The sequence below is a fragment of the Stenotrophomonas sp. 96582_Sma genome, from assembly GCF_056480905.1.
In genome coordinates, this window is the sequence record NZ_CM151122.1 from 4,307,301 (window position 1) to 4,331,936 (window position 24,636).

General features: G+C 66.4%; 23 protein-coding genes. 13 read left to right on the forward strand and 10 right to left on the reverse strand.

The genetic code is table 11. The features are described from left to right. Positions 1–47: 47 nt before the first annotated feature. Together ACZK2R_RS20090 and ACZK2R_RS20095 are read right to left on the reverse strand one after the other, a co-directional pair. On the reverse strand, positions 48–1,175 hold the full coding sequence (locus ACZK2R_RS20090) for an NAD(P)-dependent alcohol dehydrogenase (RefSeq protein ID WP_049399218.1): 1,128 nt from the start codon (positions 1,173–1,175) through the stop codon (positions 48–50). 17 nt (positions 1,176–1,192) lie between these two features. Further along, the gene (locus ACZK2R_RS20095) at positions 1,193–2,659 is read right to left on the reverse strand and encodes a benzaldehyde dehydrogenase (RefSeq protein WP_125893411.1); all 1,467 of its coding nucleotides are present in this window, start codon (positions 2,657–2,659) and stop codon (positions 1,193–1,195) included. Positions 2,660–2,852: 193 nt separating this feature from the next. Between ACZK2R_RS20095 and ACZK2R_RS20100 the strand changes: the two genes are divergently transcribed. Continuing rightward, on the forward strand, positions 2,853–3,419 hold the full coding sequence (locus ACZK2R_RS20100) for a DUF1415 domain-containing protein (RefSeq protein ID WP_125893409.1): 567 nt from the start codon (positions 2,853–2,855) through the stop codon (positions 3,417–3,419). Further along, a complete protein-coding gene (locus tag ACZK2R_RS20105) occupies positions 3,416–4,219 on the forward strand; it encodes an SDR family oxidoreductase (RefSeq protein WP_049460889.1) in 804 nt (267 codons plus the stop codon). The genes ACZK2R_RS20100 and ACZK2R_RS20105 overlap by 4 nt, the downstream gene beginning before the upstream one ends. A 152-nt stretch (positions 4,220–4,371) precedes the next feature. On the opposite strand, the gene ACZK2R_RS20110 is transcribed toward ACZK2R_RS20105, so the two are convergent. Then, positions 4,372–6,402, reverse strand: coding sequence for a M3 family metallopeptidase (locus ACZK2R_RS20110; protein ID WP_180838457.1), 2,031 nt, complete (start codon positions 6,400–6,402; stop codon positions 4,372–4,374). A gap of 170 nt (positions 6,403–6,572) precedes the next feature. Here ACZK2R_RS20110 and ACZK2R_RS20115 point away from each other — a divergent pair, with 170 nt between their 5' ends. Then, positions 6,573–6,977, forward strand: a complete 405-nt coding sequence (locus tag ACZK2R_RS20115) for a hypothetical protein (protein ID WP_125893405.1) — start codon at positions 6,573–6,575, stop codon at positions 6,975–6,977. 69 nt (positions 6,978–7,046) lie between these two features. Here the strand turns inward: ACZK2R_RS20115 and ACZK2R_RS20120 are convergent, their stop codons facing one another. Then, positions 7,047–8,159: a PLP-dependent cysteine synthase family protein gene (locus tag ACZK2R_RS20120; RefSeq protein WP_071228880.1), complete on the reverse strand. Its 1,113-nt coding sequence runs from the start codon at positions 8,157–8,159 to the stop codon at positions 7,047–7,049. 122 nt (positions 8,160–8,281) lie between these two features. Between ACZK2R_RS20120 and gloA the strand changes: the two genes are divergently transcribed. Next, positions 8,282–8,800: a lactoylglutathione lyase gene (gene gloA, locus ACZK2R_RS20125; RefSeq protein WP_125893403.1), complete on the forward strand. Its 519-nt coding sequence runs from the start codon at positions 8,282–8,284 to the stop codon at positions 8,798–8,800. Positions 8,801–8,892: 92 nt separating this feature from the next. Further along, entirely contained in the window at positions 8,893–9,321 is a 429-nt protein-coding gene (locus ACZK2R_RS20130; protein ID WP_049421411.1) for a VOC family protein, read from the forward strand. 67 nt (positions 9,322–9,388) lie between these two features. Here the strand turns inward: ACZK2R_RS20130 and ACZK2R_RS20135 are convergent, their stop codons facing one another. Then, positions 9,389–9,820, reverse strand: a complete 432-nt coding sequence (locus ACZK2R_RS20135; RefSeq protein ID WP_006394252.1) for a CBS domain-containing protein — start codon at positions 9,818–9,820, stop codon at positions 9,389–9,391. A gap of 445 nt (positions 9,821–10,265) precedes the next feature. After that, positions 10,266–12,104, reverse strand: a complete 1,839-nt coding sequence (gene glmS / locus ACZK2R_RS20140) for a glutamine--fructose-6-phosphate transaminase (isomerizing) (protein WP_071228878.1) — start codon at positions 12,102–12,104, stop codon at positions 10,266–10,268. Between the two features lie 203 nt (positions 12,105–12,307). On the opposite strand from glmS, the gene ACZK2R_RS20145 reads away from it, so the two are divergent. The 7 genes from ACZK2R_RS20145 to ACZK2R_RS20175 all read left to right on the forward strand — a co-directional run bounded on the left by ACZK2R_RS20145 (position 12,308) and on the right by ACZK2R_RS20175 (position 20,106). Next, positions 12,308–13,585, forward strand: a complete 1,278-nt coding sequence (locus ACZK2R_RS20145) for an efflux RND transporter periplasmic adaptor subunit (protein ID WP_180837270.1) — start codon at positions 12,308–12,310, stop codon at positions 13,583–13,585. 35 nt (positions 13,586–13,620) lie between these two features. Then, on the forward strand, positions 13,621–14,346 hold the full coding sequence (locus tag ACZK2R_RS20150; protein ID WP_032129038.1) for an ABC transporter ATP-binding protein: 726 nt from the start codon (positions 13,621–13,623) through the stop codon (positions 14,344–14,346). 10 nt (positions 14,347–14,356) lie between these two features. Then, positions 14,357–15,655, forward strand: a complete 1,299-nt coding sequence (locus tag ACZK2R_RS20155; RefSeq protein ID WP_180837277.1) for an ABC transporter permease — start codon at positions 14,357–14,359, stop codon at positions 15,653–15,655. A gap of 20 nt (positions 15,656–15,675) precedes the next feature. Further along, on the forward strand, positions 15,676–16,893 hold the full coding sequence (locus ACZK2R_RS20160) for an ABC transporter permease (RefSeq protein WP_049399196.1): 1,218 nt from the start codon (positions 15,676–15,678) through the stop codon (positions 16,891–16,893). A gap of 16 nt (positions 16,894–16,909) precedes the next feature. Further along, on the forward strand, positions 16,910–17,287 hold the full coding sequence (locus ACZK2R_RS20165) for a PDZ domain-containing protein (protein ID WP_180837441.1): 378 nt from the start codon (positions 16,910–16,912) through the stop codon (positions 17,285–17,287). A 123-nt stretch (positions 17,288–17,410) separates the two neighbouring features. Continuing rightward, positions 17,411–18,757 (forward strand): sigma-54-dependent transcriptional regulator, encoded by a 1,347-nt coding sequence (locus tag ACZK2R_RS20170; protein WP_032129058.1) that lies wholly within the window; start codon positions 17,411–17,413, stop codon positions 18,755–18,757. Then, on the forward strand, positions 18,754–20,106 hold the full coding sequence (locus tag ACZK2R_RS20175) for a sensor histidine kinase (protein ID WP_049399192.1): 1,353 nt from the start codon (positions 18,754–18,756) through the stop codon (positions 20,104–20,106). The genes ACZK2R_RS20170 and ACZK2R_RS20175 overlap by 4 nt, the downstream gene beginning before the upstream one ends. 47 nt (positions 20,107–20,153) lie before the next feature. Here the strand turns inward: ACZK2R_RS20175 and ACZK2R_RS20180 are convergent, their stop codons facing one another. Beyond that, entirely contained in the window at positions 20,154–20,687 is a 534-nt protein-coding gene (locus ACZK2R_RS20180) for a GNAT family N-acetyltransferase (protein WP_032129042.1), read from the reverse strand. After that, positions 20,656–22,023, reverse strand: a complete 1,368-nt coding sequence (glmU, locus tag ACZK2R_RS20185; RefSeq protein WP_107433287.1) for a bifunctional UDP-N-acetylglucosamine diphosphorylase/glucosamine-1-phosphate N-acetyltransferase GlmU — start codon at positions 22,021–22,023, stop codon at positions 20,656–20,658. Before glmU ends, ACZK2R_RS20180 begins: the two co-directional genes overlap by 32 nt. An 83-nt stretch (positions 22,024–22,106) precedes the next feature. Here glmU and ACZK2R_RS20190 point away from each other — a divergent pair, with 83 nt between their 5' ends. After that, on the forward strand, positions 22,107–22,490 hold the full coding sequence (locus ACZK2R_RS20190) for a GtrA family protein (protein WP_164080126.1): 384 nt from the start codon (positions 22,107–22,109) through the stop codon (positions 22,488–22,490). Positions 22,491–22,676: 186 nt separating this feature from the next. On the opposite strand, the gene ACZK2R_RS20195 is transcribed toward ACZK2R_RS20190, so the two are convergent. Continuing rightward, positions 22,677–23,099, reverse strand: coding sequence for a F0F1 ATP synthase subunit epsilon (locus tag ACZK2R_RS20195; RefSeq protein WP_005419509.1), 423 nt, complete (start codon positions 23,097–23,099; stop codon positions 22,677–22,679). Between the two features lie 113 nt (positions 23,100–23,212). Beyond that, positions 23,213–24,619, reverse strand: coding sequence for a F0F1 ATP synthase subunit beta (atpD, locus tag ACZK2R_RS20200; protein WP_032129045.1), 1,407 nt, complete (start codon positions 24,617–24,619; stop codon positions 23,213–23,215). Positions 24,620–24,636 lie beyond the last annotated feature (17 nt).

The following is a 24,636-nucleotide window of genomic DNA, read 5'->3' on the forward strand; positions in this document are numbered from 1 at the left end:
GGATCTGCCCCATGCCGGCCAGCGGCCGGCACAACCAACAGGGGAAACTACGCCGCGATGCGCAGCACCGGCTTCAGGGTGATGCCACGGGTGCTGTCTTCGGCCGCCTGGTTGATCTGTTCCAGCGGATAGAACTTCACCAGTTTGTCGAACGGGAAGCGTCCCTGCTGGAACAGGGTCACCAGCTGCGGAATGAACACCTGCGGCACACTGTCGCCCTCGACGATGCCGCGGATGCTGCGACCGCCGAGCAGCAGGTTGTTCACATCGAAACTGGCGGTGGTGCCCAGCTTCGGCGCACCGACCACGCCCATCATGCCCAGCCCCCCCAGCGCCTCGACGCCAGCGGACAGCACGTCCGGACGACCGGTCGATTCCAGCGCGAAGTCAGCACCCCCACCCGTGATCGCACGCACCGCCTCGACCACATCGGTCTCCCGGCTGTTGACCACGTGGGTGGCCCCCAGCTCCAGAGCAAGCTCCAGGCGCGAAGGCACCACGTCGATGGCAATGATGGTGGTGGCCCCGGCCACCTTGGCCGCCATCACCGCGCTCAGGCCCACCGCACCGGCACCATAGCTTGCAAAGCTGCTGCCCGACCGCACCTGCAGCGAGTTGAGCACCGCACCGGCACCGGTCTGGATGCCGCACCCCAGCGGGCCCAGCAGTTCCAGTGGTGCGTCATCAGGCACCTTGATCGCATTGATCTCGCGGGCCAGCGCGTAGGTGGCAAACGAGGACTGGGCGAAGAAATGATCGTGCAGCGGCTGGCCCTGCGCATCGGTGATGGCGGTATGGCCGTGGCCATCATCGCCACCGAAGTTCAGGGCGAAGAAATCCCTGCAGTAAGCACCGTGTCCACCCCGGCAGGGATTGCAGTGACCACAGGCGCCGTAGGTCAGCACCACGTGATCCCCCGCCTTGAGGTCGCGCACGTTCGGGCCAACCGCTTCGACGATGCCCGCCCCCTCATGGCCCAGCACCGCCGGCAGCGGCACCGGATAGTACTGATCGCGCACGATCAGGTCGGTATGGCACAGGCCGGTGGCCACCACCTTCACCAGCACCTCGTCGTCCTGGGGACCGCGCAGCGTCGCCTGCTCGATGACGAAGGGCTGCTCCTTGCCGCGTACCACGGCGGCGGTGATCTCACGCGTTGCGTTGTTGTCGTTCATCGTGATGGCTCCTTCGATCAGATCGGGTAAGCGGGCGCTTCGCCCTTGACGGTCAACCACTGCCACTGGGTGAACTCCTCGCCGTTGGCCGGGCCACCGATGCTGGTGCCGTTGCCGGACGCGCCGACGCCGCCGAAGGGATTGATCACCTCGTCATTCACGGTCTGGTCGTTGATGTGCAGCAGACCGGTACGCAGGCGCTCGCCGATCTTCAGTGCGCGGCCGACGTTGCTGGACACGATCGCCATCGACAGCCCGTACTCGCTGTCGTTGGCCAGGCGCACCGCTTCGTCGTCATTGTCGAACGGCACCACCACCGCTACCGGCGCGAAGATTTCCTCGCTGAAGGCCGGATTGTCGGCCGCAACGTTGCCGAGCACGGTGGGTGCGAAGAACAGCTCCCGGTGTGTGCCGCCCGCTTCCAGCGTGGCACCGGCCTGCACCGCCTGCTCGACCACGCGTGCAGCATGGTCGCGCTGGCCAGCATTGATCAGCGGGCCGATCGCCACGTCCTCACGTGCCGGGTCGCCTACCTTCAGCGCGTTGGCCTTGGCCACCAGTTTCTGCAGGAACGTGTCGTGGATCTTCCGGTGCACCAGCACGCGGCCGGTCGCCATGCAGATCTGGCCCTGGTGCAGGTAGACGCCCCACGCGGTGTTGGCCACCGCCAGGTCCAGGTCCGCATCGTCCAGGATGATCAACGAATTCTTGCCACCCAACTCCAGCGAAACCTTTTTCAGGTGCTTGCCCGCCGCTTCGCCGACCTTGCGCCCGGCGGCGGTGGAACCGGTGAACTGGATCATCGCCACGTGCGGGTCACTGGTCAGCGCGGCCCCGGCCGCGCCATCGCCGGGCAGCATGTGCAGCACGCCTGCCGGCAGGCCCGCCTGCTCGAACAGGCGTGCGATCACCGCGCCACCACACACTGCCGTACGCGGGTCCGGCTTGAGAACCACAGCGTTGCCCAGCGCGATCGCCGGGGCCACCGCACGCATCGCCAGATAGAGCGGGAAGTTGAACGGCGAAATGACCCCGACCACACCCAGCGGGCGGCGCCGCGCCAGATTCAGCTTGCCCGGCTCGGACGGCAGGATCTCACCCGTGCTGCGCGACGGCAGTGCGGCGGCCTCGTGCAGCGCCTTGATCGTCACCTTGGTCTCGAAGCCGGCCTTCAGGCGGGTCGAGCCGCTTTCGCGCACCAGCCACTCGACCAGGGTGTCGATGTTCTCTTCGGCCAGACGCGCGGCCTTGCGCAGCACGTCGGCACGCTGTTCGTAGGGCGCCGCCGCCCAAGCCTGCTGCGCCTGTGCCGCGGCAGCCGCCGAACGCGCGATCTGCGCCGGGTCGGCCAGGCCGATCTCGCCCAGCTCCCGGCCAGTGGCCGGTTCAATCACCGGGTGCCGTTGCGGGGCAGCCTGCCAGTGGCCATCAAAGAAGGCGCCGGCCCAGAGGGCGTCCGGCAGCCACGGGGAAGATGCAGTCATGGGTGTCCTCCTGTGTCGTGCATCCATTCCACGCCCGTCGCCCCGGACTGGCAATCGGCCATCCATCGGTAGCGCGCAACGGTTTGAATCTTCAGGAATTTCCAGCTTCGCCACTGTCCAGTTCCTGCACAGTGGACAGCGCAGCACCGGCACACTGCCTACAATGGCGGCCCCGCCAGCCCACGTGCCCGCCATGACCGATACCTCCCTGCCCACCGATGACCCGATCGCAGCCACCCGCCTGTGGCTGGAGCGCATCGTCATCGGCCTGAACCTGTGCCCGTTCGCCAAGGCGGTGTACGTGAAGGACCAGGTCCGCATCGTGCTCAGCGATGCGACCACGCCGGAAGCGCTGGTTGAACAGCTGGCCGAGGAGCTGGTGCTGCTGCGCGATACGCCGGCCGAGCAGATCGACACGACGCTGATCGTGCATCCGCAGGTGCTGACCGATTTCCTCGACTACAACGATTTCCTCGACAACGCCGATGCGGCGATCGAGGCACTGGACCTGCAGGGCATCCTGCAGGTGGCCAGCTTCCACCCGGACTACCAGTTCGATGGCGTGGCCGCGGACGACGCCAGCAACTACACCAACCGCGCGCCCTTCCCCACCCTGCACCTGCTGCGCGAAGACAGCGTGGCACGCGCGGTGGATGTCTATCCGGACCCGGACGTGATCGTCGAGCGCAACATCCAGACCCTGGACCGCATCGGTGTGGACGGCTGGCATCGCCGCCTGCGCGGCGAAGACCTGACGTGAGCACCGTGCCGCCGATTGCCGCATGGCCGGCCGCGCCACTGTCGGGCAAGGTTGTGCTGGTCACCGGCGGTGCCAACGGCATCGGCCGTGGTATTGCCCAGGCCGTACTTGGTGCCGGTGGACGCGTGCTGATCGGCGACCTGGACGTGGAGGCCGGAGAAGCGTGTCTGGCGGAATGGCAGCGCGGCGAGGATGCCGCGTTCCAGCGCCTGGACATCACCGACGAAGCCAGCGTGCGCGACTTCATCGCCGTGGCCCTGCAGCGTTTCGGCCGTATCGACGGACTGGTGAACAACGCGGGCATCGCCGGTCCACACGGCACAGGGTTGCAGGATATGGACTGGGACGAGTGGCAGCGCCGGCTGTCGTCACTGCACGGTGCATTCCTGTGCAGCAAGCACACGTTGCCTGCACTGACCGCCAGCGCCGCCGGTGCGATCATCAACATCGCCTCCACCCGGGCCTGGCAATCCGAAGCACACAGCGAAGCCTATGCGGCAGCCAAGGGTGGGCTGGTGGCCTTCACCCATGCACTTGCGATCAGCGCCGGTCCGGCGGTGCGTGTGAACAGCATCAGCCCCGGCTGGATCGGCACCACTGCGTGGCAGGCCCCCTCACGGCGCCACGCGCCGGAATACTCAGCCATCGACCATGCGCAACACCCGGTCGGCCGGGTCGGCCGCCCCGAAGACATCGGTGCACTGGCGGTGTACCTGCTGTCGTCGCTGTCCGGTTTCACCACCGGCCAGGACTTCATCGTGGACGGTGGCATGACCCGGAAGATGATCTACGCCGAATGACCCCAAGGCGCGACGCCCGGTAGAGGCCAACCTTGGTTGGCCTGGGCTTTTCGCCAACCAAGGCGTTACGCCATGTCCGAACATTCCGGTAGATCCACGCCATGCGTGGATAACGGTAACGTGCCAACCAAGGTTGGCACCTACCAAACACCTTACGCCATGCCCGAGTGGCGCAGTAGCGCGTCGATCTGCGGTGCGCGGCCGCGGAAGGCCTTGAAGTTCTCCGCCGCCGGGCGGCTGCCACCACGCGACAGGATCTCATCGCGGAAGCGCGCGCCGGTTTCAGCCAGCGCCTGCGGCGCCTCCTCGAACGCCGCATAGGCATCGGCGCTCAGCACCTCGGCCCACTTGTAGCTGTAGTAACCGGCTGCGTAGCCGCCGGCGAAGATGTGGCTGAACTGATGCGGGAAGCGATTCCAGACCGGCGGATGGTTCACGGCCACTTCCGCACGCACGCGGTCGAGCAGTGCCAGCACGCTGTCCTGCGCCGGTTCGAACTGGCTGTGCAGCAGCATGTCGAACAGGCCGAACTCCAGCTGGCGCACCGTGGCCATGCCGCTGTGGAAGTTGCGTGCAGCCAGCATGCGCTCGTACAGCGCGCGCGGCAGCGGCTCGCCACTGTCCACATGTGCGGTCATCGCCTGCAGGTGCTCCCATTCCCAGCAGAAGTTCTCCATGAACTGGCTGGGCAGCTCCACCGCGTCCCATTCCACGCCGTTGATGCCGGCCACACCCAGTTCGCCGATGCGGGTCAGCAGCTGATGCAGGCCGTGGCCCATTTCATGGAACAGGGTGGTCACTTCATTGTGGCTGAAGGTAGCCGGCTTGCCATTGGCACCTCGGCCGAAGTTGCACACCAGGTAGACCAGCGGCGTCTGCACGCTGCCGTCGGCACGCTCGCGGCGGTTACGGCAATCATCCATCCACGCGCCACCGCGCTTGCCTTCGCGCGCGTACAGGTCCAGGTAGAACTGGCCCACCAGCGCACCCTGCGCATCGACCAGGCGGAAGAAGCGCACATCCTCGTGCCACACCGGCGCGCTGTCCTCCTGCACGCGCAGGCCGTACAGCTGCTCGATTACCGAGAACAGGCCGCCCAGCACCTTCGGTTCGGTGAAGTACTGCTTCACTTCCTGTTCGGAATAGCTGTAACGCGCCTGCTTCAGGCGATCGGCAGCGAATGCCAAGTCCCAGGCCTGCAGGCTGTCGATACCGAGTTGCTCGCGTGCGAACTGTTCCAGTTCAGCACGGTCCTTGGCCGCGAACGGCTTGGCGCGCGAGGCCAGGTCACGCAGGAAACCGAGCACCTCGGCCGGGTCCTGCGCCATCTTGGTCGCCACCGAATAATCACCATACGAACCGAAGCCGAGCAGTGCGGCGAGTTCCGCGCGCAGGGCGAGGATGCGGTCGATGTTGCCGCTGTTGTCCAGCGTGTCATCGCCGAATTCGGACGCACGCTGTGCGCTGGCACGGTACAGGATCTCGCGCAGGTCGCGGTCCTCACCCCAGGTCTGCACCGGCAGGTAGCACGGCATCTGCAGGGTCAGTTTCCAGCCAGACTTGCCGTCCTTCTGTGCTGCGGCATGCGCGGCGGCCTTCACGTCTTCCGGCAGGCCCTTCAATCGCGCTTCGTCCTCGACGATCAGCGACCAGGCATCGGTAGCGTCAAGAACGTTCTGCGAGAACTTCGCCGACAGCGCCGACAGTTCTTCCTTGATCGCCGCGAAGCGCTGCTGCGCCTCCGGCGCCAGCTCGGCGCCGCCGAGGCGGAAGTCACGCAGCGTGTTGTCCAGCACCTTGCGCTGAGCCTCGTCGAAGCGCGCCGCCTCGGTGCTGGCGGCCAGCGTCTGGTGCTGCCGGTACAACGCCAGGTTCTGGCTGAGCGCGCTGGCGAAGCGGGTCACCCGCGGCAGGTTGCTGTTGTAGGCCTCACGCAGTTCCGGGGTGTTGACCACGCCCTGCAGGTGGCCGACCAGGCCCCAGGCGCGCCACAGCCGCTCGGTGGCATCGTCCAGCGGGGCAACGAAGGTCTCCCAGCGCACCGGCTGCACCTGCTCGGCCGTGCTGACGGCGGCTTCGGCCTCGGCCAGCAGCACGTCCAGCGCCGGCGCCACGTGCTCGGGGCGGATGGCCTCGAAGCGCGGCAGGCCGGAAAAATCGAGCAGGGGGTTGGCAACGGTCACGTCAGATCTCCAGGGTACGGGCCCGGCGGGCGGGCAGCATGCAGGATATGGCGCTGGCAGGCGGGGCTGACAAGGGGGCACGGCCCGGCATTCACGTCGGCCTTACGGTCCCGCGCTGAAGCTCTGGCTGCGGGGGAGTCCGCAGCGATACGCACCGAACGAGGCCCTACATGGAAGGTCTGGCTGCAGTTGCATCCGCCTCACCGGCCCGGTCACTGGCATTGTCCGCCAGCCCGGCCGAACTGACCTGGATCGCCGCATTGTGCGATGCCGGCGACGACGCCCCGCGTCACCTGCATCAACTGCAGGCAGTGCTGCAGCAGGGCGGCATGTTCAACGATGCCCAGGAGTGGTACCCGTTCGAGGTGATCGAACGCGGCGCCAGCCAGCTGCGGCTGGGCCATGAGCGCGAGTTCGTGATCTGCGTGCTGCTGTGGCTGCAGGCGCTGGCCCAGGGCCGTGCCAGCATCCTGGACCCAAGCCTGCATCTGGATGATCGCGCGATGGACATCGAGGCCTTGCCCGATGCGCTGCGAGATGCAGTGCTGGACGCGTTCACCGCGGCGGGCTACTGAATCTGTAGCGTCGAGCCATGCTCGACGGCTCTTTCCCGGAGTCGAGCATGGCTCGACTCTACAAGGGCTCTACAATGCTTCCAGGCTGCACCACGGCAGTTCCGGCAGCCCCTGCCCGGCCACTGCCGCCGCCAGCTGCGCATCGGCGCCGTCGACATCGATGCCCTGGCGCGCGTACCACGCCGGGTCGTAATAGCTCTGCGCGTAGCGCTCGCCACTGTCGCACAGGATGCTGACAATGCTGCCCTGGTGGCCCGCCTCACGCATCCACTGCGCCGCCTGCAGCACACCGATGAAGTTGGTGCCGGTGGAGCCACCGACACGGCGGCCGAGCTGGCGGCTGACATGGCGCATCGCGGCCAGGCTCAGCGCGTCGGGCACCTTCACCATCGCATCGACGCTGGTCGGGATGAAGCTCGGCTCCACCCGCGGCCTGCCGATGCCTTCCACGCGCGAACCGCCGCTGCAGGTCAGGCCGCGCCAGTCCTGCTGGCCGGCCACGGCAGCCTGATAGCCATCGAAGAACACCGACACTTCCGGGTCCGCGCACAGGATGCGGGTGTCATGCCGGCGGTAGCTGACATAGCGGCCCAGCGTCGCTGCGGTACCGCCGGTACCGGGGCTGCACACGATCCATTCCGGAACCGGGCTGGGCTCCTCGGCCATCTGCTTGAAGATGGATTCGGCGATGTTGTTGTTGGCGCGCCAGTCGGTCGCCCGCTCGGCATAGGTGAACTGGTCCATGAAGTGGCCACCGGTTTCGCGGGCCAGCTTCTCCGATTCACCGTTGAGTTCGCAGGCGCGCTCGACCAGGTGGCAGCGGCCCCCGTGGAACTCGATGGCGGCGATCTTCTCCGGCGAGGTCGTGGCCGGAATCACCGCGATGAACGGCACCCCCAGCAGGCGCGCGAAATAGGCCTCGGACACGGCCGTCGAGCCGCTGGAGGCCTCGATCACCGGCCGTCCTTCGCGCAGCCAGCCGTTGGTCAACGCATACAGGAACAGCGAGCGCGCCAGCCGGTGCTTGAGGCTGCCGGTGGGATGGCTCGATTCATCCTTCAAGTACACATCGATGCCCGCGAACCCGGGCAGCGCCAGCGGGATAAGGTGGGTATCGGCGGAACGGTTGAAATCGGCTTCGATCTTGCGGATGGCGGCAGCCACCCATTCACGCTGCGACATGGCGGGCAATGCTCAGAACGGAACGGTGCGATCCGCCCATTGTACGTCGCGGTGCCGTCAGGTGACGGCCGGTAGAATGGCCCCATCCGGCCAGCAACGGCCCTGTCTGAAGGACCTCCCCCATGACCATTCCCGCCCTGCGCGATGTCCCCGGCGTCGCCGCCCAGGCCCCGGCCGAGACCACCGGCTTCGTGTTCAACCACACCATGCTGCGGGTGAAGGACATCACCGCCTCGCTGGACTTCTACACCCGCGTGCTCGGCTACCAGCTGATCGACAAGCGCGACTTCCCGGAGGCCCAGTTCAGCCTGTACTTCCTGGCCTACGTGCAGGCCGGCGCGGTGGTGCCGGAAGACGATGCCCAGCGCCGCGTGTGGATGGCCGGCCTGCCGGGTGTGCTGGAACTGACCCATAACCACGGCACCGAGACCCAGGACGGCGCGGTCTACCACGACGGCAACAGCGACCCGCGCGGCTTCGGCCACATCTGCGTGTCCGTGCCGGACATCGAAGCCGCCTGCCAGCGCTTCGAGGACCTGGGCGTGACCTTCCAGAAGCGCCTGACCGATGGCCGCATGAAGAACCTGGCCTTCATCAAGGATCCGGACGGCTACTGGGTCGAGATCATCTCCAACGTCTGACCCAAAAAGGGGACGGAGGGGATTAAGTCGTTTCTGGCACTATTGGCTGGAAGCGACTTAATCCCCTCCGTCCCCTTTTTTGCGAGGTTCGTATGGAAACGATGGAACTGCACCGTGGCCGCCTGATCGACCACATCCAGCTGGTGGTGCGCGACCTGGCCGCCAGCCGGCGCTTCTACCAGGCGGTGTTCGATACGATCGGCATCCCGATCGCCGGCGAAGGCGAGGATTACTTCTGGGCCGATGAGCTGTTCATTTCCAGCGCCAGCAGCGAGGCCGCCGCCGGCCAGCTGACCGGGCGCCACCATCTGGCCTTCCAGGCACGCGACAGCGCCACCGTCGATGCCTTCCATACCGCCGCGATCGCCGCCGGCGGCACCGACAACGGCGCGCCCGGCGAGCGCCCCTACCATCCCGGCTACTACGGCGCCTTCGTGCTCGATCCGGATGGCAACAACATCGAAGTGGTCTATCACGGTCCGGCGAACTACAGTGCCGATTCGGTGAAGGTCACTTTCTGATATCACCGAAGCCGTGAACGAAGAAGCCGGGCAATGCCCGGCTTCTCTGCATCCAAGGGTCCAGCCCTCAGTGGGCGGCCATGTAGATGTCCTGCAGCACGGCCTTTTCCAGCTCCAGCTCGCCCAGCAGGTTCTTCACGATGTCGCCCAGGCTGAGGATGCCCACCAGCAGGGTGCCTTCGGTGACCATCAGATGACGGCGCCGCGAGTATGTCATCAGCGACATGGCCTGCTTCAGGGTCGCTTCCGGCGCAATGCCTTCCAGGCCGGTGGACGGCAGGCTGGAGATCACCCGGCGGCCGGCCTGCGGGCCGTCGTCGGCCAGGGTGCGCACGATGTCCTTCTCGGAAATGATGCCGACCGGGGCATCGTCCTTCATCACCACCAGCGCAGCGATCTTGTTCGCGCTCATCTTGTGGGCGGCGGCACCGATGGTGTCTTCGGCGTCGATGGTGATGACAGCTTCTTTCTTGGATTGCAGGAGTTCGCGGACGTTCATTCTTGTTTCCTGGTGCAGGTCACTAAGTCAAAAAGTGTGCTCTTCCGATACGCCCCCTCCCCGGGAACAGACCTTTCAGCGCACGTCTGGCGCACCCGGCTGCCGGTGGAAATGGATCGGCAGACGACGTGCTGCAACGCGAACGAGGTGGGTTCAACCGCTCAACCCGGCCCTCGGTCAAATCGATTCTACGACTGCGACCATCGGTCACTACCGGCATCGATAGGACAGTTCGTCGTGGGAACCAACTGACGATCCAGAGAATGGCACCGCGGCTGAAACCGCCGCTGAATACAGGCGATGTCGCGCATTAAAGATTGATTGCCTGCTGCCGACAGCGGACAGAACACCCGGCGGCTGTCCCACTTGGCACGACCACCGGCGCAAACGAAAGGGGCCCACGTGGGGCCCCTTTCGCATGCAGCTTCCAGCGGTTCCGGCGGAGTTACTCCACCGTCACGCTCTTGGCCAGGTTGCGTGGCTTGTCCACGTCGGTGCCACGTGCCAGTGCGGTGTGGTACGCCAGCAGCTGCACCGGGATGGTGTGCACGATGGGGCTGAGCACGCCGGCATGGCGCGGCGTGCGGATCACATGCACGCCTTCGGACTCGTTGAAGTTGCTGTCCTGGTCGGCGAACACGAACAGCTCGCCGCCGCGCGCGCGCACTTCCTGCATGTTCGACTTCACCTTCTCCAGCAGGCTGTCGTTGGGCGCGATCACCACTACCGGCATGTCCTCGTCCACCAGCGCCAGCGGGCCATGCTTCAGCTCGCCCGCCGGGTAGGCCTCGGCGTGGATGTAGGAGATTTCCTTGAGCTTGAGCGCGCCTTCCAGCGCGATCGGGTAATGCAGGCCACGACCCAAGAACAGCGCACTGCTCTTGCGGGCGAAACGCTCGGCCCAGGCGGCGATCTGCGGCTCCATGTTCAGCGCGTGCTGCACGCTGCCCGGCAGGAAGCGCAGCTGCTCCAGGTAGTCCGCTTCCTGCGCCGCGTCGATGCGGCCATGCAGCTTGCCCAGCACCACGGTCAGCTGGAACAGTGCGGCCAGCTGGGTGGTGAAGGCCTTGGTCGACGCCACGCCGATCTCGGCGCCGGCGCGGGTGTAGCAGACCAGCTCGCTGGCGCGCGGAATCGCGCTTTCCGGCACGTTGCAGATCGACAGCGTGTGCCTGTGGCCCAGCGACTTGGCGTACTTCAACGCCTCCATCGTATCCAGCGTTTCGCCGGACTGAGAGATGGTGACGATCAGGTGCTTCGGGTTCGCATAGGCGGCGCGGTAGCGGTACTCGCTGGCAATCTCCACGCTGCACGGCAGGCCGGCGATGGCTTCGATCCAGTAGCGCGCGGTCAGGCCGGCGTAATAGCTGGTGCCACAGGCGATGATCTGCACGCCTTCGATGCCTGACAGCACGGCCTCGGCATTCTTGCCGAACAGTTCGGCCGGGAAACCACCGGCGTCGATCGCTGCCTCGATGGTGTCGCCCAGCGCGCGCGGCTGCTCGTGGATTTCCTTCTGCATGAAGTGGCGGTACGGGCCCAGCTCCAGCGATGCCAGCGATACGTCGGACAGGTGCACCTCGCGCTCGATCGGCTGGTCATGCTCATCGAAGATGCGCACGCCGTCGCGGCGGATTTCGGCGGTGTCGCCCTCTTCCAGGAAGATCACCTTGCGGGTGGCCGAGATCACCGCCGAAACGTCGGACGCCACGAAGTTCTCGCCCTCGCCCAGGCCGATCAGCAGCGGGCAGCCCATGCGCGCGCAGACGAAGCGTTCCGGCTCGGCGCGGCTGACCACGGCCAGCGCGTAGGCACCGGTCAGCTCCTTCACCGTGTGCTGCAGCGCCACCAGCAGGTCGTCGCCGTCCTTCAGGTGGTGATGGATCAGGTGCGCGATGACTTCGGTGTCGGTCTGCGACTCGAAGGTGTAACCCAGGGCACGCAGCTTCTCGCGCTGCTCCTCGTGATTTTCAATGATGCCGTTGTGCACCAGCGCCACGCCGTGGCTGATGTGCGGATGCGCGTTGGCCTCGGTGACACCACCGTGGGTGGCCCAGCGGGTGTGGCCGATGCCCAGCACTGCATTGAAGCCCTCGGCCTCGGCCGCAGTGGCCATTTCCGACACACGGCCGGTACGACGCACGCGGCGCACATCCGGCCGTTCGGCATGGTCGATCACCGCGATGCCCGAGGAATCGTAACCACGGTACTCAAGGCGCTTCAGGCCTTCGATCAGCACCGGCACTACGTCGCGATCAGCGATCGCACCCACGATTCCACACATGTCACGCGTTTCCTTGAAGACGATCGCCGCATTCTAGCCTGCGGGCCCGCGCTCCCCCTCCTGTCCGCTTAATGAAAGTGTCCGGAAAGGTGTCCGCGGACACCCGGACACTTCAGGGCGCCTCCCAACCCATTGACCCACAAGGAAATAAAGTTGGCACGCTACGTGCTTGGTACCCACTACCACCGTCAGGCACGCACCCGATGATCCGCGACACCTCCGCACAGGACCAGATCGTTTCCTCCGCCCCGGCCGGCACCACCCGCGCCAACTGGCAGCGTTACCGCTGGCCGGCACTGGGCGCCATCGCGCTGCTGGCCGGCATCGGCTGGGCCGTGTACGCCTGGTCCAACGCCAGCCGCTCCTACGACAGCAGCCGCGTGCGCATCGCCGAAGTGAAGCGCGGTGACCTGGTCCGCGACATCGCCGCCGACGGCCGCGTGATCGCCGCCAACAGCCCGATCCTGTACGCCATCTCGGCCGGTACCGTGGACCTGAAAGTCGTTGCCGGTGACGTGGTCAAGAAGGACCAGGAGCTGGCGGTCATCGACAGCCCGGAACTGCGCAGCAAGCTGGCTCAGGAGCAGGCCACCCTGGCCGGCCTGGAAGCCGAGGCCAGCCGCGCCGCGCTGGACGCCACCCTGGCCCGCGCCAAGTCGCGCAAGGAAACCGACCAGGCCACCATCGAGCGCCAGGCCGCCGACCGCGACCTGCAGCGCTACCAGCGCGGTTACGACGGCGGTGCAGTACCGCAGATCGATCTGGCCAAGGCCAAGGACTCGCTGAAGAAGGCCGACATCACCCTGGCCAACGCCACCACCGATGCACGCCTGCAGAGCCAGGGCGCTGACCTGGACGCCCGCAACAAGCGCCTGCTGGCCGACCGCCAGAAGGCCGTGGTGGCCGAGGTGCAGCGCCAGGTGGACGCGCTGACCCTGCGCGCGCCGTTCGACGGCCAGGTCGGCCAGGTGCAGGCTATCCAGTCCACCAACCTGGCCGCCAATGCGCCCGTGCTGGGCGTGGTCGACCTGTCCAAGTTCGAGGTCGAGATCAAGGTGCCGGAAAGCTTCGCCCGCGACCTGGCGATCGGCATGCCGGCGCAGCTGACCGGCGGCAACGGCAAGCCGTTCCCGGGCGAGATCAGCGCGGTGTCGCCGGAAGTGGTCAACGGCGAGGTCAACGCCCGCGTGCGCTTCGCCAGCGCGCAGCCGGAAGGCCTGCGCCAGAGCCAGCGGATGTCGGTGCGCGTGCTGCTCGACACCCGCAAGGACGTGCTGAAGGTCGAGCGCGGCCCGTTCGTCGAACAGGGCAACGGCATCGCCTACGTGATGGATGGCCGCACCGCAGTGCGGCGTCCGGTGGAACTGGGCGTCAGCAGCCTGGGCGAAGTGGAAATCAAGTCGGGTGTGCAGCCGGGCGACCGCATCGTGGTCTCTGGCAGCGACCTGTTCAAGGACGCCGAACGCGTCTCCGTCAACTGATACCTGATACCTGAATCCTGGAGAGAGGACACCCCATGTACATGCTCGAAATGCGTTCGGTCGCCAAAGTCTTCCGCACCGAACAGGTGGAAACCCACGCACTGCGCTCGCTGGAACTGCAGGTCAAGGAAGGCGAGTTCGTCGCCGTCACCGGCCCGTCAGGCTCCGGCAAGACCACCTTCCTCAATATCGCCGGCCTGCTGGAAACCTTCACCAGCGGCACCTACATGCTGGACGGCCAGGACGTGAGCACGCTGGGCGACGACGCCCGCAGCCGCCTGCGCAACCAGAAGATCGGCTTCATCTTCCAGGGCTTCAACCTGATCCCCGACCTGAACCTGTTCGACAACGTCGACGTGCCGCTGCGCTATCGGAAGATGAGCGCCAACGAGCGCCGCGAACGTATCGAGAAGGCGCTGAGCCAGGTCGGCCTCGGCTCGCGCATGAAGCATTATCCGAATGAACTGTCGGGTGGCCAGCAGCAGCGCGCGGCCATTGCGCGTGCGCTTGCCGGCAGCCCGCGCCTGCTGCTGGCCGACGAACCGACCGGCAACCTGGACACACAGATGGCCCGCGGCGTGATGGAACTGCTGGAGGAGATCAACGCTGCCGGCACCACCATCGTGATGGTCACCCACGACCCGGAACTGGCTGCGCGCGCGCAGCGCAACGTGCACATCGTCGATGGCCAGGTGACCGACCTGGTGCGCGAGCCGGTGCTGGCCACCCCGCCGCGCCACATCGTCGCCGTCAACGAGTGAGGGCCCGACCATGTTCGCCTACTACGCCCGATTGGCGGTGCGCAGCTTCCGCCGCAACAAGGTACTGACCGCGCTGATGGTGATCGCTATCGCGCTCGGCATCGGCGCCTCGATGACCACGTTGACCGTGTTCCACGTGCTGTCCGGTGACCCGATTCCCGGCAAGAGTGACCGCCTGTTCTATGTGCAGCTTGATGCCGCGACCGGCGCCTATGTCGCTGGCGAGGAACCGGAAACCCAGCTGACCCGCTTCGACGGTGAAGCCCTGCTGCGCGAAGCCAAGGGCGAGCGCCAGGCGCTGATGAGCGGCGGCGGCGGCACCATCGAACCGGACAACAGCACCCTCAAGCCCTTCAGCATCGATACCCGCTGGACCTCGGCCGACTTCTTCCCGATGTTCGAGGTGCCCATGCAGTACGGCCGCGCCTGGACGCGCGAGGACGATGAAGGCCGTGCACGCGTGGTGGTCATCTCCAAGGCGCTCAATGACAAGCTGTACCAGGGCGCCAACAGCGTCGGCCGCGACCTGCGCATGGAAGGGCAGAGCTACCGCATTGTCGGCGTGATGAAGGAATGGAGCCCGGAGCCGCACTTCTACGACCTGACCACGGGCAGCTACGGCAAGAACGAGGACCTGCTGCTGCCGATCTCCACCTCCTTCGACCTGAAGCTGGGCAACAACGGCAACATGAACTGCTTCGGCGAGAATCCCGACGGCAACAGCTACTCGCTCAACGCACCGTGCGCATGGCTGCAGTACTGGGTGGAGATGGACCCGGCCAAGGCCGCCGACTACCGCCGCTACCTGGAGAACTATTCGACCCAGCAGCGCGAGGCCGGCCGCTTCAAGCATCCGCCGAACGTGCGCCTGCGCACCGTGATGGAATGGCTGGACTTCAATGGCGCGGTCCCCAGCGATGTGCGCCTGCAGCTGTGGCTGGCGCTGGGCTTCCTGGGTGTCTGCCTGGTCAACACGGTGGGCCTGCTGCTGGCCAAGTTCCTGCGCCGCAGTGGTGAGATCGGCGTGCGCCGCGCCCTCGGCGCCAGCCGTGGCCAGATCTTCCTGCAGTGCCTGGTGGAAGCCGGTGCGGTCGGTGTGGTCGGTGGCGTGCTGGGTATCGGTCTGGCCCTGCTTGGCCTGTTCGCGGTGCGCCAGCAACCGGTGGAATACGCAAAGCTGGCCCACCTGGACGGCAACATGCTGCTGCTCGCGCTGGGCCTGACCCTGCTCGCCAGTCTTGCCGCCGGGTTCCTGCCCGCCTGGCGCGCCATGCAGGTCACCCCGGCCATCCAGCTCAAGTCGCAGTAAGCACCCGAACGAGGACTCCCATGGACATCCGCCCCATCCTCAGCACGCTGCGCCGGCACAAGACCGCCGCTGCCCTGATCGTGCTGGAAGTCGCACTGACCTGCGCCATCGTCTGCAACGCGCTGTTCCTGGTCAGCCAGCGCGTGGAGAAGATCAGCATGCCCAGCGGCATCGCCGAGAGCGAACTGGTCATGCTGCGCGTCAGCGGCATCGGCAAGCAGACCGACGCCATGGCCCGCACCCGCGAGGACCTGGCATCGCTGCGCGCGATTCCCGGCGTCAGCAACGTCACCATCATCAACCAGGTCCCCTTCCGCAACGGCTCCTCCAGCAGCAGCATTTCGCGTGTGATCGACCAGGAACGGCCGACCACCAACGCCTCGATGTACACCCTGTCCGAGAACGGGCTGGCCACGATGGGCATCAACCTGATCGCAGGCCGCGATTTCCTGCCCGACGAGTACCAGAACTTCGAAGACGCCAGCAAGGGCGGCGCAAAGGAGAACGCGATCCCGGTCATCCTCACCCAGGCCACCGCCGCCAAGATGGAACCCAATGGCAGTGCGCTGGGCAAGACCTACTACATGGGCAAGCAGCCGCTGCATGTGGTCGGCATCGTCGACACGCTCAGCACGCCCAACGGCTGGAATGACAACTGGACCAACTCGATGCTGCTGCCCATGCGGCGCACCTTCGACGAAGGTGGCACGTATGTGCTGCGCACTTCGCCGGAACGCCGCAAGGAAGTACTCGATGCCGGTGCCGCCGCGCTGGAACGCAACGACCCCAACCGGCTGATGCGCGACAAGCTGACCTATGAAGACCAGCGCAAGGACTTCTTCAAGAACGACCGCGCGATGGTCGGCCTGCTGATCACCGTCAGCATCTCGCTGCTGGTGGTCACCGCGCTGGGCATCATCGGCCTGGCCAGCTTCTGGGTGCAGCAGCGCAGCAAGCAGATCGGCATCCGCCGTGCGCTGGGCGCGACCCGCGGGCAGATCCTGCGCTACTTCCAGACCGAGAACTTCCTGCTGGCCACGCTGGGCATCGTGCTGGGCATGCTGGCGGCCTACGCCATCAACCTGGCGCTGATGAACCTGTACGAGCTGCCGCGCATGCCGCTGTACTACCTGCCGCTGGGTGCACTGCTGCTGTGGGTGCTGGGCCAGATCGCGGTGTTCGGGCCGGCGCGGCGTGCGGCAGCGGTGCCGCCTGCGGTCGCCACGCGGGGCGCGTGAGATGCGTGCCCGCGCGATGTGCCTGATGCTGCTCCTGCCATTGCCGGCGCTGGCCGGCGGTGGCAGTGCGCAGACACTGGAGTGGCGCCAGGATGCCGCGCGGTTGTCATTGCGCTCAACGGAGGGCCAGGTGCGCGTGGAGGCCGCCAGCCCGGAAACGCGCTTCGGCGTGCGCAGTGGCGATCGCATCCTGCGCGTGGACGACACGGCGGTGCGCCGGGTCGAACACCTTGCCGAGGCCCTGCGTCATTCCAACGCAGCCACCGCCTATCTGTTGCTGCGCCGCGACAAGCGCGAACTGACGGTGGCGGTCGACGCCGCAGCCTGGCGCCAGGCGCTGGAGGTGCCGCCGCCACCTGCGCCGCCACGGCCCCCGGCGCCTCCCCGGCGCTGAGCGAGGGCCGCTCCTGCACAGCCACGGGTTTGGCTATGCTTGATGGGTGGCGCCGGGCTCTCCCGGTGCGTGGACACGAACGGCTCCAACGGCGCCGCCCATCCCTTTCTGCAGAACCGCTTGATGCCTGCGATCCTGATCATCGACGACAACGCCAGCGTGGGTACCGCGCTGGACGTGCTGTTCTCCCTGCACGACATCGACACCCTGCAGGCGCAGAGCCCGTCCGAAGGGCTGGCCCTGCTGGAGTCGCAGCCGGTCGACCTGGTGATCCAGGACATGAACTTCAGCGAGGACACCACCTCCGGCGAAGAAGGCGAGGCCCTGTTCGCGCAGATCCGCGCGCGCCATCCCGATCTGCCGGTGATCCTGCTGACCGCCTGGACCCACCTCAGCAGCGCGGTGGATCTGGTCAAGGCCGGTGCGGCCGACTACCTGGCCAAGCCCTGGGACGACCGCAAGCTGATGACCACGGTCAACAACCTGCTGGAACTGTCCGAGGCGCGCCGCGAACTGGACCGGCGCCGCAGCCGTGAACTGCGCCAGCGCAATGCGCTGGAAGAGAAGTACGACCTGTGCGGCGCGGTCTTCGCCGACCCCGCCAGCGAGCGCGTCATCGCTCTCGCCTGCCAGGTCGCACGCTCGGAACTGCCGGTACTGATCACCGGCGCGAACGGTGCCGGCAAGGAGAAGATCGCGCAGATCATCCAGGCCAATTCCCTGGTGGCCAAGGGTCCATTCGTGGCGGTCAACTGTGGCGCGCTGCCTTCGGAACTGATCGAGGCCGAACTGTTCGGTGCCGAGGCCGGTGCGTATACCGGCGCCAACAAGGCACGCGAAGGCAAGTTCGAGGCCGCCGATGGTGGCACCCTGTTCCTGGATGAGATCGGCAACCTGTCGCTGGGCGGGCAGATGAAGCTGCTGCGTGTGCTGGAAACCGGCCGCTTCGAGCGCCTGGGCTCCAACCGCGAACGCCAGGTCAAGGTCCGCGTGGTCAGCGCGACCAATGCCGACCTGCCGGCGATGATCCGCGACGGCACCTTCCGCGAAGACCTCTATTACCGCCTCAACACGGTGGAACTGGTGCTGCCGCCGCTGGCCGATCGCCCGGGCGACATCGTGCCGCTGGCCGAGCGCTTCCTGACCGCTGGCAAGCCCCTGTCCAGCGCCGCCACCGCCGCCCTGCAGCGGCACCCGTGGCCAGGCAACGTGCGCGAACTGCGCAACGTGATCCAGCGCGCCGAACTGCTGGCCACCGGCAACCGCATTGAAGTGGCCGATCTCAATCTGCCGCGCGCAGCCGCAGCACCGCGCCCGGCCCCCAGTGCGGGCAATGACCCCGACCGCGCGCGCATCGAAGAGGTACTGGCGCGCAACCATGGCGTCATCGCCCAGGCCGCCGCCGAACTCGGCCTGAGCCGCCAGGCGCTGTACCGGCGCATGGACCGCCACGGTATCCCGCGAGAATGAAACGGCGCTCGTTCACTTTCCGCCTGTTCCTGCGCCTGCTGCCGGTGCTGGCGCTGGCCGCCGCGTTGCCGTGGCTGCTGGCCTACTGGATGGACCATGGCTGGGTGGTGACCACGGTGTCGGCGTTGATCCTGCTGTCGCTGATGTGGTGGACCCTGCGTCGCGCTACCGCCCCGGTGCGGTCACTGATGCGGGCCCTGGCGGGCACCACCAGCAGCTATCGCGACGGCGAATACAACTTCGGCGTGCACTGGCCCGGCAATGACGAGCTCGGCGACCTGGTGCAGGCACACCGCGAACTGGGCGATGTGCTGCGTGCGCAGCGGCAGGGCCTGGTGCAACGCGAACTTCTGCTGGACACGATGGTGCAGAACACGCCGGTGGCGATGCTGCTGATCGCCTCGGGCGGTGATGGCATCGCCCGCGTGGTGTTCTCCAATCTGGCTGCGCGCAAGCTGCTGCATGGCGGCTGGAAGCTGGAAGGCCAGCGCCTGGAGGACGTGCTGGAACAGGTGCCGGTGGAGCTGCGCGATGCCATCGCCCGCGGTGGCGACAGCCTGTTCGCGGTGCATGCCGAGGGCGAGGACGGCGATGAGGACGACGAGCAGGTGTACCACCTCTCGCGCCGCGCCTTCCAGCTCAATGGTCGTCCGCACGACCTGCTGCTGGTGCGCCTGCTGACCGCCGAGCTGCGCCGCCAGGAAGTACAGACCTGGAAGAAGGTGATCCGGGTGATCAGCCACGAGCTCAACAACTCGCTGGCACCGATTGCCTCGCTGGCCCACTCCGGCGGTGTACTGGTGCAGCGTGAGCGCTTTGACCGGCTGCCGGAGATCTTCACCACCATCGAGGATCGTGCACGCCACCTGGAAGGCTTCATCCGCGGCTATGCGCGCTTTGCCAAGCTGCCGCAACCGCAGTTGCAGACCGTGCACTGGGCCCCCTTCCTGTCCAGCCTGCGCCAGCAGATCCCATTCGGCATGGAACGTGAGCCGGACGAGGAACTGAGCAGCCGCATCGACATCGCCCAGTTCGGGCAGGCACTGCTGAACCTGTTGAAGAACGCGCACGAAGCCTGCGCCGAAGCAGAACCGCCCAACGACGACGTACAGGTGCAACTCACGCGGCTGCCGCAGTGGCTGCGCCTGGACGTACTGGATCGCGGCAAGGGCATGAACGAGCAGGTGCTGCAGAATGCGCTGATGCCGTTCTATTCGACCAAGCGCAATGGCACCGGGCTGGGCTTGGCCTTGACCCGCGAGATCGTGGAAGCGCATGGCGGCCGGGTATCACTGCAGAATCGCGGCGATGGCGGGTTGTGCGTGTCGATCCTGTTGCCGGTGGGTTGAGCGGGTAGGTCCACGCCATGCGCGGATGTGCCGACCAAGGTCGGCACCTACCAAACCTGCCGCATCGCCACCCGCAGGTGCATCGGGAACCCGAGCGCAGCCTCTTCGGCCATCACCGCGCGCAGGCCATCGTTCCACTGCGCCTCGGGCACTACGTCGAATCCTTCGCTGGCATAGAAGGCCGCATTCCACGGCACATCGGACAGCGTGGTCAGCACCGCGGCCGCGTAGCCTCCCGCCCTCGCCTGCGCCAAGGCATGGCGCAGCAAAGCGCGGCCGTGGCCACGCCGCGCGTGTGCGGGATCCACGTCCATCTGCAACACATGGAATTCACCGCAGAGTTCACCGGCCAGCAGGTAACCCGCGATACCACCGTCAGCCGCATCCACCACCCACAACTGGCCACGTTGAAGGCCATCCTGCAGCGTCGGCAGGTCCAGACCATGCCCGGCAAACACCGGGTAGGCCTGGTGACCCTTCAGCAGTTCACCGGCACGTTGTTCAATTGCCGGCAGCATGCCGAGTTCGTCGGCATGCGGGATGCGTGGCTCAGGACTTCTTGAGCGGGCGCTTCCAGCCATCGATGGTTTCCTGTCGTGCACGTGCCAGTGTCAGCTTGCCATCCGGGGCGTCGCGGGTGATGACCGAACCGGCGGCAATCGTCGCACTGTCGCCAATGGTCACCGGCGCTACCAGCGAACTGTTGGAACCAATGAAGGCGTTGTCGCCGATGGTGGTGGTCGACTTGTTCACGCCGTCGTAGTTGCAGGTGATGGTGCCGGCACCGATGTTTACCTTGCTGCCGATCACCGCATCGCCCAGGTAGGTCAGATGGTTGGCCTTGCTGCCAACACCGAGGGTGACCTTCTTGGTCTCGACGAAGTTGCCCACGTGCACGCCGTCGGCGAGCACGGTCCCCGGGCGCAGCCGCGCGAACGGTCCCACCAGTGCTGCGCCTTCGGTGACCACGCCTTCAAGATCACAATGCGCGCGCACTTCGGTGCCCGGGCCAAGATTGACGTCCTTCAGCCGGTTGAACGGGCCCACGGTGACGCCGTCGCCGAGCACGATGTGGCCTTCCAGAACGACGTCGACATCGATCAGCACATCGCTGCCCACGGTGACGGTGCCACGGATATCCAGTCGTGCCGGGTCACGCACGCGCGCGCCCTGCGCGCACAGGGCCCGTACCGCGCGGCGCTGCCAGGCACGCTCCAGCTGCGAAAGCTGCCAGGGATCGTTTGCCCCTTCGGCTTCCTGCGCGTCGGCCACCAGTGCCATTTCGGCCGGGGTGTACTCGTGCGCAGCAAAGGCGAACACGTCGGTCAGGTAGTACTCGCCCTGAGCGTTGCTGTTGGACAACTGCGACAGCCAGCGCCGCAGCGCGGTCGACTCGGCGGCAATGATGCCGGTATTGATCGTGCGCACACGCAGCTGGTCGTCGGTAGCGTCCTTCTGCTCGACAATGGAGCCCACCTTGCCTTCGGCATCGCGCAGCACGCGGCCGTAGCCGGTCGGGTCATCGACATCGGCGACCAGCACCGCCAGGCGACCCGGCTGCGCCAGCAGGTCGCGCAGGGTCTGCGCGCGGATCAGCGGCACGTCGCCGTACAGCACCAGCACCTGCGCGGCGTCGGGCACCTGCGGCATCGCCTGGGCCACCGCATGGCCGGTGCCCAGCTGCCGTGCCTGTTCAGCCCATTGCAGATCGGGCTGGTCGGCGAAGTGCTGGCGCACCGCTTCACCACCATGGCCGAAGACCACATGGATCGCCGAGGGCTGCAGTTCGCGGGCCGCATCGATCACATGCGCCAGCATCGGCTGGCCGGCGATCGGCTGCAGCACCTTCGGCAGCACCGACTTCATGCGCTTGCCCGCGCCAGCGGCGAGGATGATGACGTGCAGGGGTTGGGTCATGGAAACGGCAGTCCGTGGTTCGTTGCCGATGATTCTAGAGCGTGGGCCGTTAACATGTGCATCCCACCTCCTTCACCGCACTGATGGGCCTCGTCCGCCAGGGAAGCACCTATCTCATCATCGGGCTCGTGCAGCTGCTGCTCGACTGGCTGGTGTTCGTCGCCGCGACCGCGCTGGGCCTGCCGGTGGTGCCTGCCAACATTGCCGGTCGCCTGGCCGGGATGCTGCTGGGCTTCTGGCTCAACGGCCGTTACACCTTTGCCAACGCAGGTGATGCGCGCCTTGGCTGGCGTCGATTTTCACGCTTCTTCGGGCTGTGGCTGCTGCTGACCGCGACAAGCACGTTGCTGGTGAGCCTGGTCGACCACGCGCTGGGCCTGCAGTACACCTGGCTGGCCAAGCCGCTGGTGGAAGGCGGGCTGGCGTGCGTTTCCTTCCTGCTGATGCGCTACGTGGTCTACCGCTGATACGGCGCTGGGATCGGGATCGGTAGAGTCGACTGTTGGTTGACTGCTCTTCCATCAGACTGCGGAAATCCCGCGCTGCGCGCGATAGTCGACTGACAGTCGACTCTGCCCAGCCGACACTCTACCCCGCACAAACAAAAACGCCGGCACAGGGCCGGCGTTCTCGTGGATGCAGCGCGAGAAACCTCAGTGCTTGAGGTTCTTGCGCAGGCGCTCCAGCGCCTGCAGCTGGACGACGGCTTCGGCCAGCTTCTGCTGGGCTTCAGCCACTTCCATCGCTTCGCCGCGGTTGGCCAGGATGCGCTCGGCTTCTTCCTTGGCCTTGCGGACCGAGGCTTCGTCGATGTCCTGCGCGCGGATCGCGGTGTCGGCCAGCACGGTCACCACCTGCGGCTGCACTTCCAGGATGCCGCCGGAAATGGCGAAATCCAGCTGCTCGCCGTTCGGCGTGGTCACCACCACCTTGCCCGGCTTCAGGCGGGTGATCAGCGGCGCGTGCTTGGGCGCGATGCCCAGTTCGCCCAGCTCACCGGTGGCCACGACCAGGGTCGCTTCGCCACGGAAGATTTCCTGCTCGGCGCTGACGATGTCGCAACGGATCGTGCTCATGCAAATCTCTTCGCTGTTCGCGGCGGCGCAATGCCACCGTGGGAGTCCACCGGCGCGGGCGGTTGCCCGGCGCCGGCGTCAGGTCGGGCAGGATCGCTCCCGCCCGTCCCGGATCAGGCCTTCTCGGCCATCTTCTTGGCCTTCTCGACCGCTTCTTCGATGCCGCCGACCATGTAGAACGCCTGCTCCGGCAGGTGGTCGTACTCGCCATCGACGATGGCCTTGAAGCCACGGATGGTGTCCTTCAGCGGCACGTACTTGCCCGGCGAACCGGTGAACACTTCGGCCACGTGGAACGGCTGGCTGAAGAAGCGCTCGATCTTACGGGCGCGCGACACGGCCTGCTTGTCCTCTTCGGACAGCTCGTCCATGCCCAGGATCGCGATGATGTCCTTCAGTTCCTTGTACTTCTGCAGGGTCTGCTGGACGCGCTGGGCGGTGTCGTAGTGCTCGTGGCCGATGACCAGCGGATCCATCTGGCGGCTGGTGGAATCCAGCGGATCGACGGCCGGGTAGATACCCAGCGAGGCGATCGAACGCGACAGGGTGACGGTCGAGTCCAGGTGGGCGAAGGTGGTCGCCGGCGACGGGTCGGTCAGGTCGTCCGCGGGAACGTAGACGGCCTGGATCGAGGTGATCGAACCGTTCTTGGTCGAGGTGATGCGCTCCTGCAGAACGCCCATTTCCTCGGCCAGGGTCGGCTGGTAACCCACGGCGGACGGCATGCGGCCCAGCAGTGCCGACACTTCGGTACCGGCCAGGGTGTAGCGGTAGATGTTGTCGACGAACAGCAGGACGTCCTTGCCCTTGCCGTTTTCGTCCTTCTCGTCGCGGAAGTACTCGGCCATGGTCAGGCCGGTCAGGGCGACGCGCAGACGGTTGCCCGGCGGCTCGTTCATCTGGCCGTACACCATCGCCACCTTGTCGAGGACGTTGGAGTCCTTCATTTCGTGGTAGAAGTCGTTGCCCTCACGGGTACGCTCACCCACGCCGGCGAACACGGACAGACCGCTGTGCGCCTTGGCGATGTTGTTGATCAGCTCCATCATGTTGACGGTCTTGCCGACGCCGGCGCCGCCGAACAGGCCGACCTTGCCGCCCTTGGCGAACGGGCACATCAGGTCGATGACCTTGATGCCGGTTTCCAGCAGCTCGGTAGCCGGGGACTGGTCTTCGTACGACGGGGCCGCACGGTGGATTTCCCAGCTGTCGCTGGCGGCCACCGGGCCGGCTTCGTCGATCGGACGGCCGAGCACGTCCATGATGCGGCCCAGGGTGCCAGCGCCGACCGGCACCGAGATGCCGCGGTCGGTGTTGGTGGCAACCAGGTTGCGCTTCAGGCCGTCGGTGGAACCGAGGGCGATGGTACGCACCACGCCGTCGCCCAGCTGCTGCTGGACTTCGAGGGTGATTTCGGTGTTGTCGACCTTCAGTGCGTCGTACACCTTCGGCACCGACTCACGCGGGAATTCGACGTCGACGACCGCGCCGATGATCTGAACGATCTTGCCCTGACTCATTGCTGCATCCTCTAAAT

Excerpts from the sequence above, each read along its gene's own strand:
- ACZK2R_RS20090 (WP_049399218.1), bottom strand. The coding sequence starts at position 1,175 with ATGAACGACAACAACGCAACGCGTGAGATCACCGCCGCCGTGGTACGC.
- ACZK2R_RS20095 (WP_125893411.1), bottom strand. The coding sequence starts at position 2,659 with ATGACTGCATCTTCCCCGTGGCTGCCGGACGCCCTCTGGGCCGGCGCC.
- ACZK2R_RS20100 (WP_125893409.1), top strand. The coding sequence starts at position 2,853 with ATGACCGATACCTCCCTGCCCACCGATGACCCGATCGCAGCCACCCGC.
- ACZK2R_RS20115 (WP_125893405.1), top strand. The coding sequence starts at position 6,573 with ATGGAAGGTCTGGCTGCAGTTGCATCCGCCTCACCGGCCCGGTCACTG.
- ACZK2R_RS20120 (WP_071228880.1), bottom strand. The coding sequence starts at position 8,159 with ATGTCGCAGCGTGAATGGGTGGCTGCCGCCATCCGCAAGATCGAAGCC.
- gloA (WP_125893403.1), top strand. The coding sequence starts at position 8,282 with ATGACCATTCCCGCCCTGCGCGATGTCCCCGGCGTCGCCGCCCAGGCC.
- ACZK2R_RS20130 (WP_049421411.1), top strand. The coding sequence starts at position 8,893 with ATGGAAACGATGGAACTGCACCGTGGCCGCCTGATCGACCACATCCAG.
- ACZK2R_RS20135 (WP_006394252.1), bottom strand. The coding sequence starts at position 9,820 with ATGAACGTCCGCGAACTCCTGCAATCCAAGAAAGAAGCTGTCATCACC.
- glmS (WP_071228878.1), bottom strand. The coding sequence starts at position 12,104 with ATGTGTGGAATCGTGGGTGCGATCGCTGATCGCGACGTAGTGCCGGTG.
- ACZK2R_RS20145 (WP_180837270.1), top strand. The coding sequence starts at position 12,308 with ATGATCCGCGACACCTCCGCACAGGACCAGATCGTTTCCTCCGCCCCG.
- ACZK2R_RS20150 (WP_032129038.1), top strand. The coding sequence starts at position 13,621 with ATGTACATGCTCGAAATGCGTTCGGTCGCCAAAGTCTTCCGCACCGAA.
- ACZK2R_RS20155 (WP_180837277.1), top strand. The coding sequence starts at position 14,357 with ATGTTCGCCTACTACGCCCGATTGGCGGTGCGCAGCTTCCGCCGCAAC.
- ACZK2R_RS20160 (WP_049399196.1), top strand. The coding sequence starts at position 15,676 with ATGGACATCCGCCCCATCCTCAGCACGCTGCGCCGGCACAAGACCGCC.
- ACZK2R_RS20165 (WP_180837441.1), top strand. The coding sequence starts at position 16,910 with ATGTGCCTGATGCTGCTCCTGCCATTGCCGGCGCTGGCCGGCGGTGGC.
- ACZK2R_RS20170 (WP_032129058.1), top strand. The coding sequence starts at position 17,411 with ATGCCTGCGATCCTGATCATCGACGACAACGCCAGCGTGGGTACCGCG.
- ACZK2R_RS20175 (WP_049399192.1), top strand. The coding sequence starts at position 18,754 with ATGAAACGGCGCTCGTTCACTTTCCGCCTGTTCCTGCGCCTGCTGCCG.
- ACZK2R_RS20180 (WP_032129042.1), bottom strand. The coding sequence starts at position 20,687 with ATGGCTGGAAGCGCCCGCTCAAGAAGTCCTGAGCCACGCATCCCGCAT.
- glmU (WP_107433287.1), bottom strand. The coding sequence starts at position 22,023 with ATGACCCAACCCCTGCACGTCATCATCCTCGCCGCTGGCGCGGGCAAG.
- ACZK2R_RS20190 (WP_164080126.1), top strand. The coding sequence starts at position 22,107 with ATGGGCCTCGTCCGCCAGGGAAGCACCTATCTCATCATCGGGCTCGTG.
- ACZK2R_RS20195 (WP_005419509.1), bottom strand. The coding sequence starts at position 23,099 with ATGAGCACGATCCGTTGCGACATCGTCAGCGCCGAGCAGGAAATCTTC.
- atpD (WP_032129045.1), bottom strand. The coding sequence starts at position 24,619 with ATGAGTCAGGGCAAGATCGTTCAGATCATCGGCGCGGTCGTCGACGTC.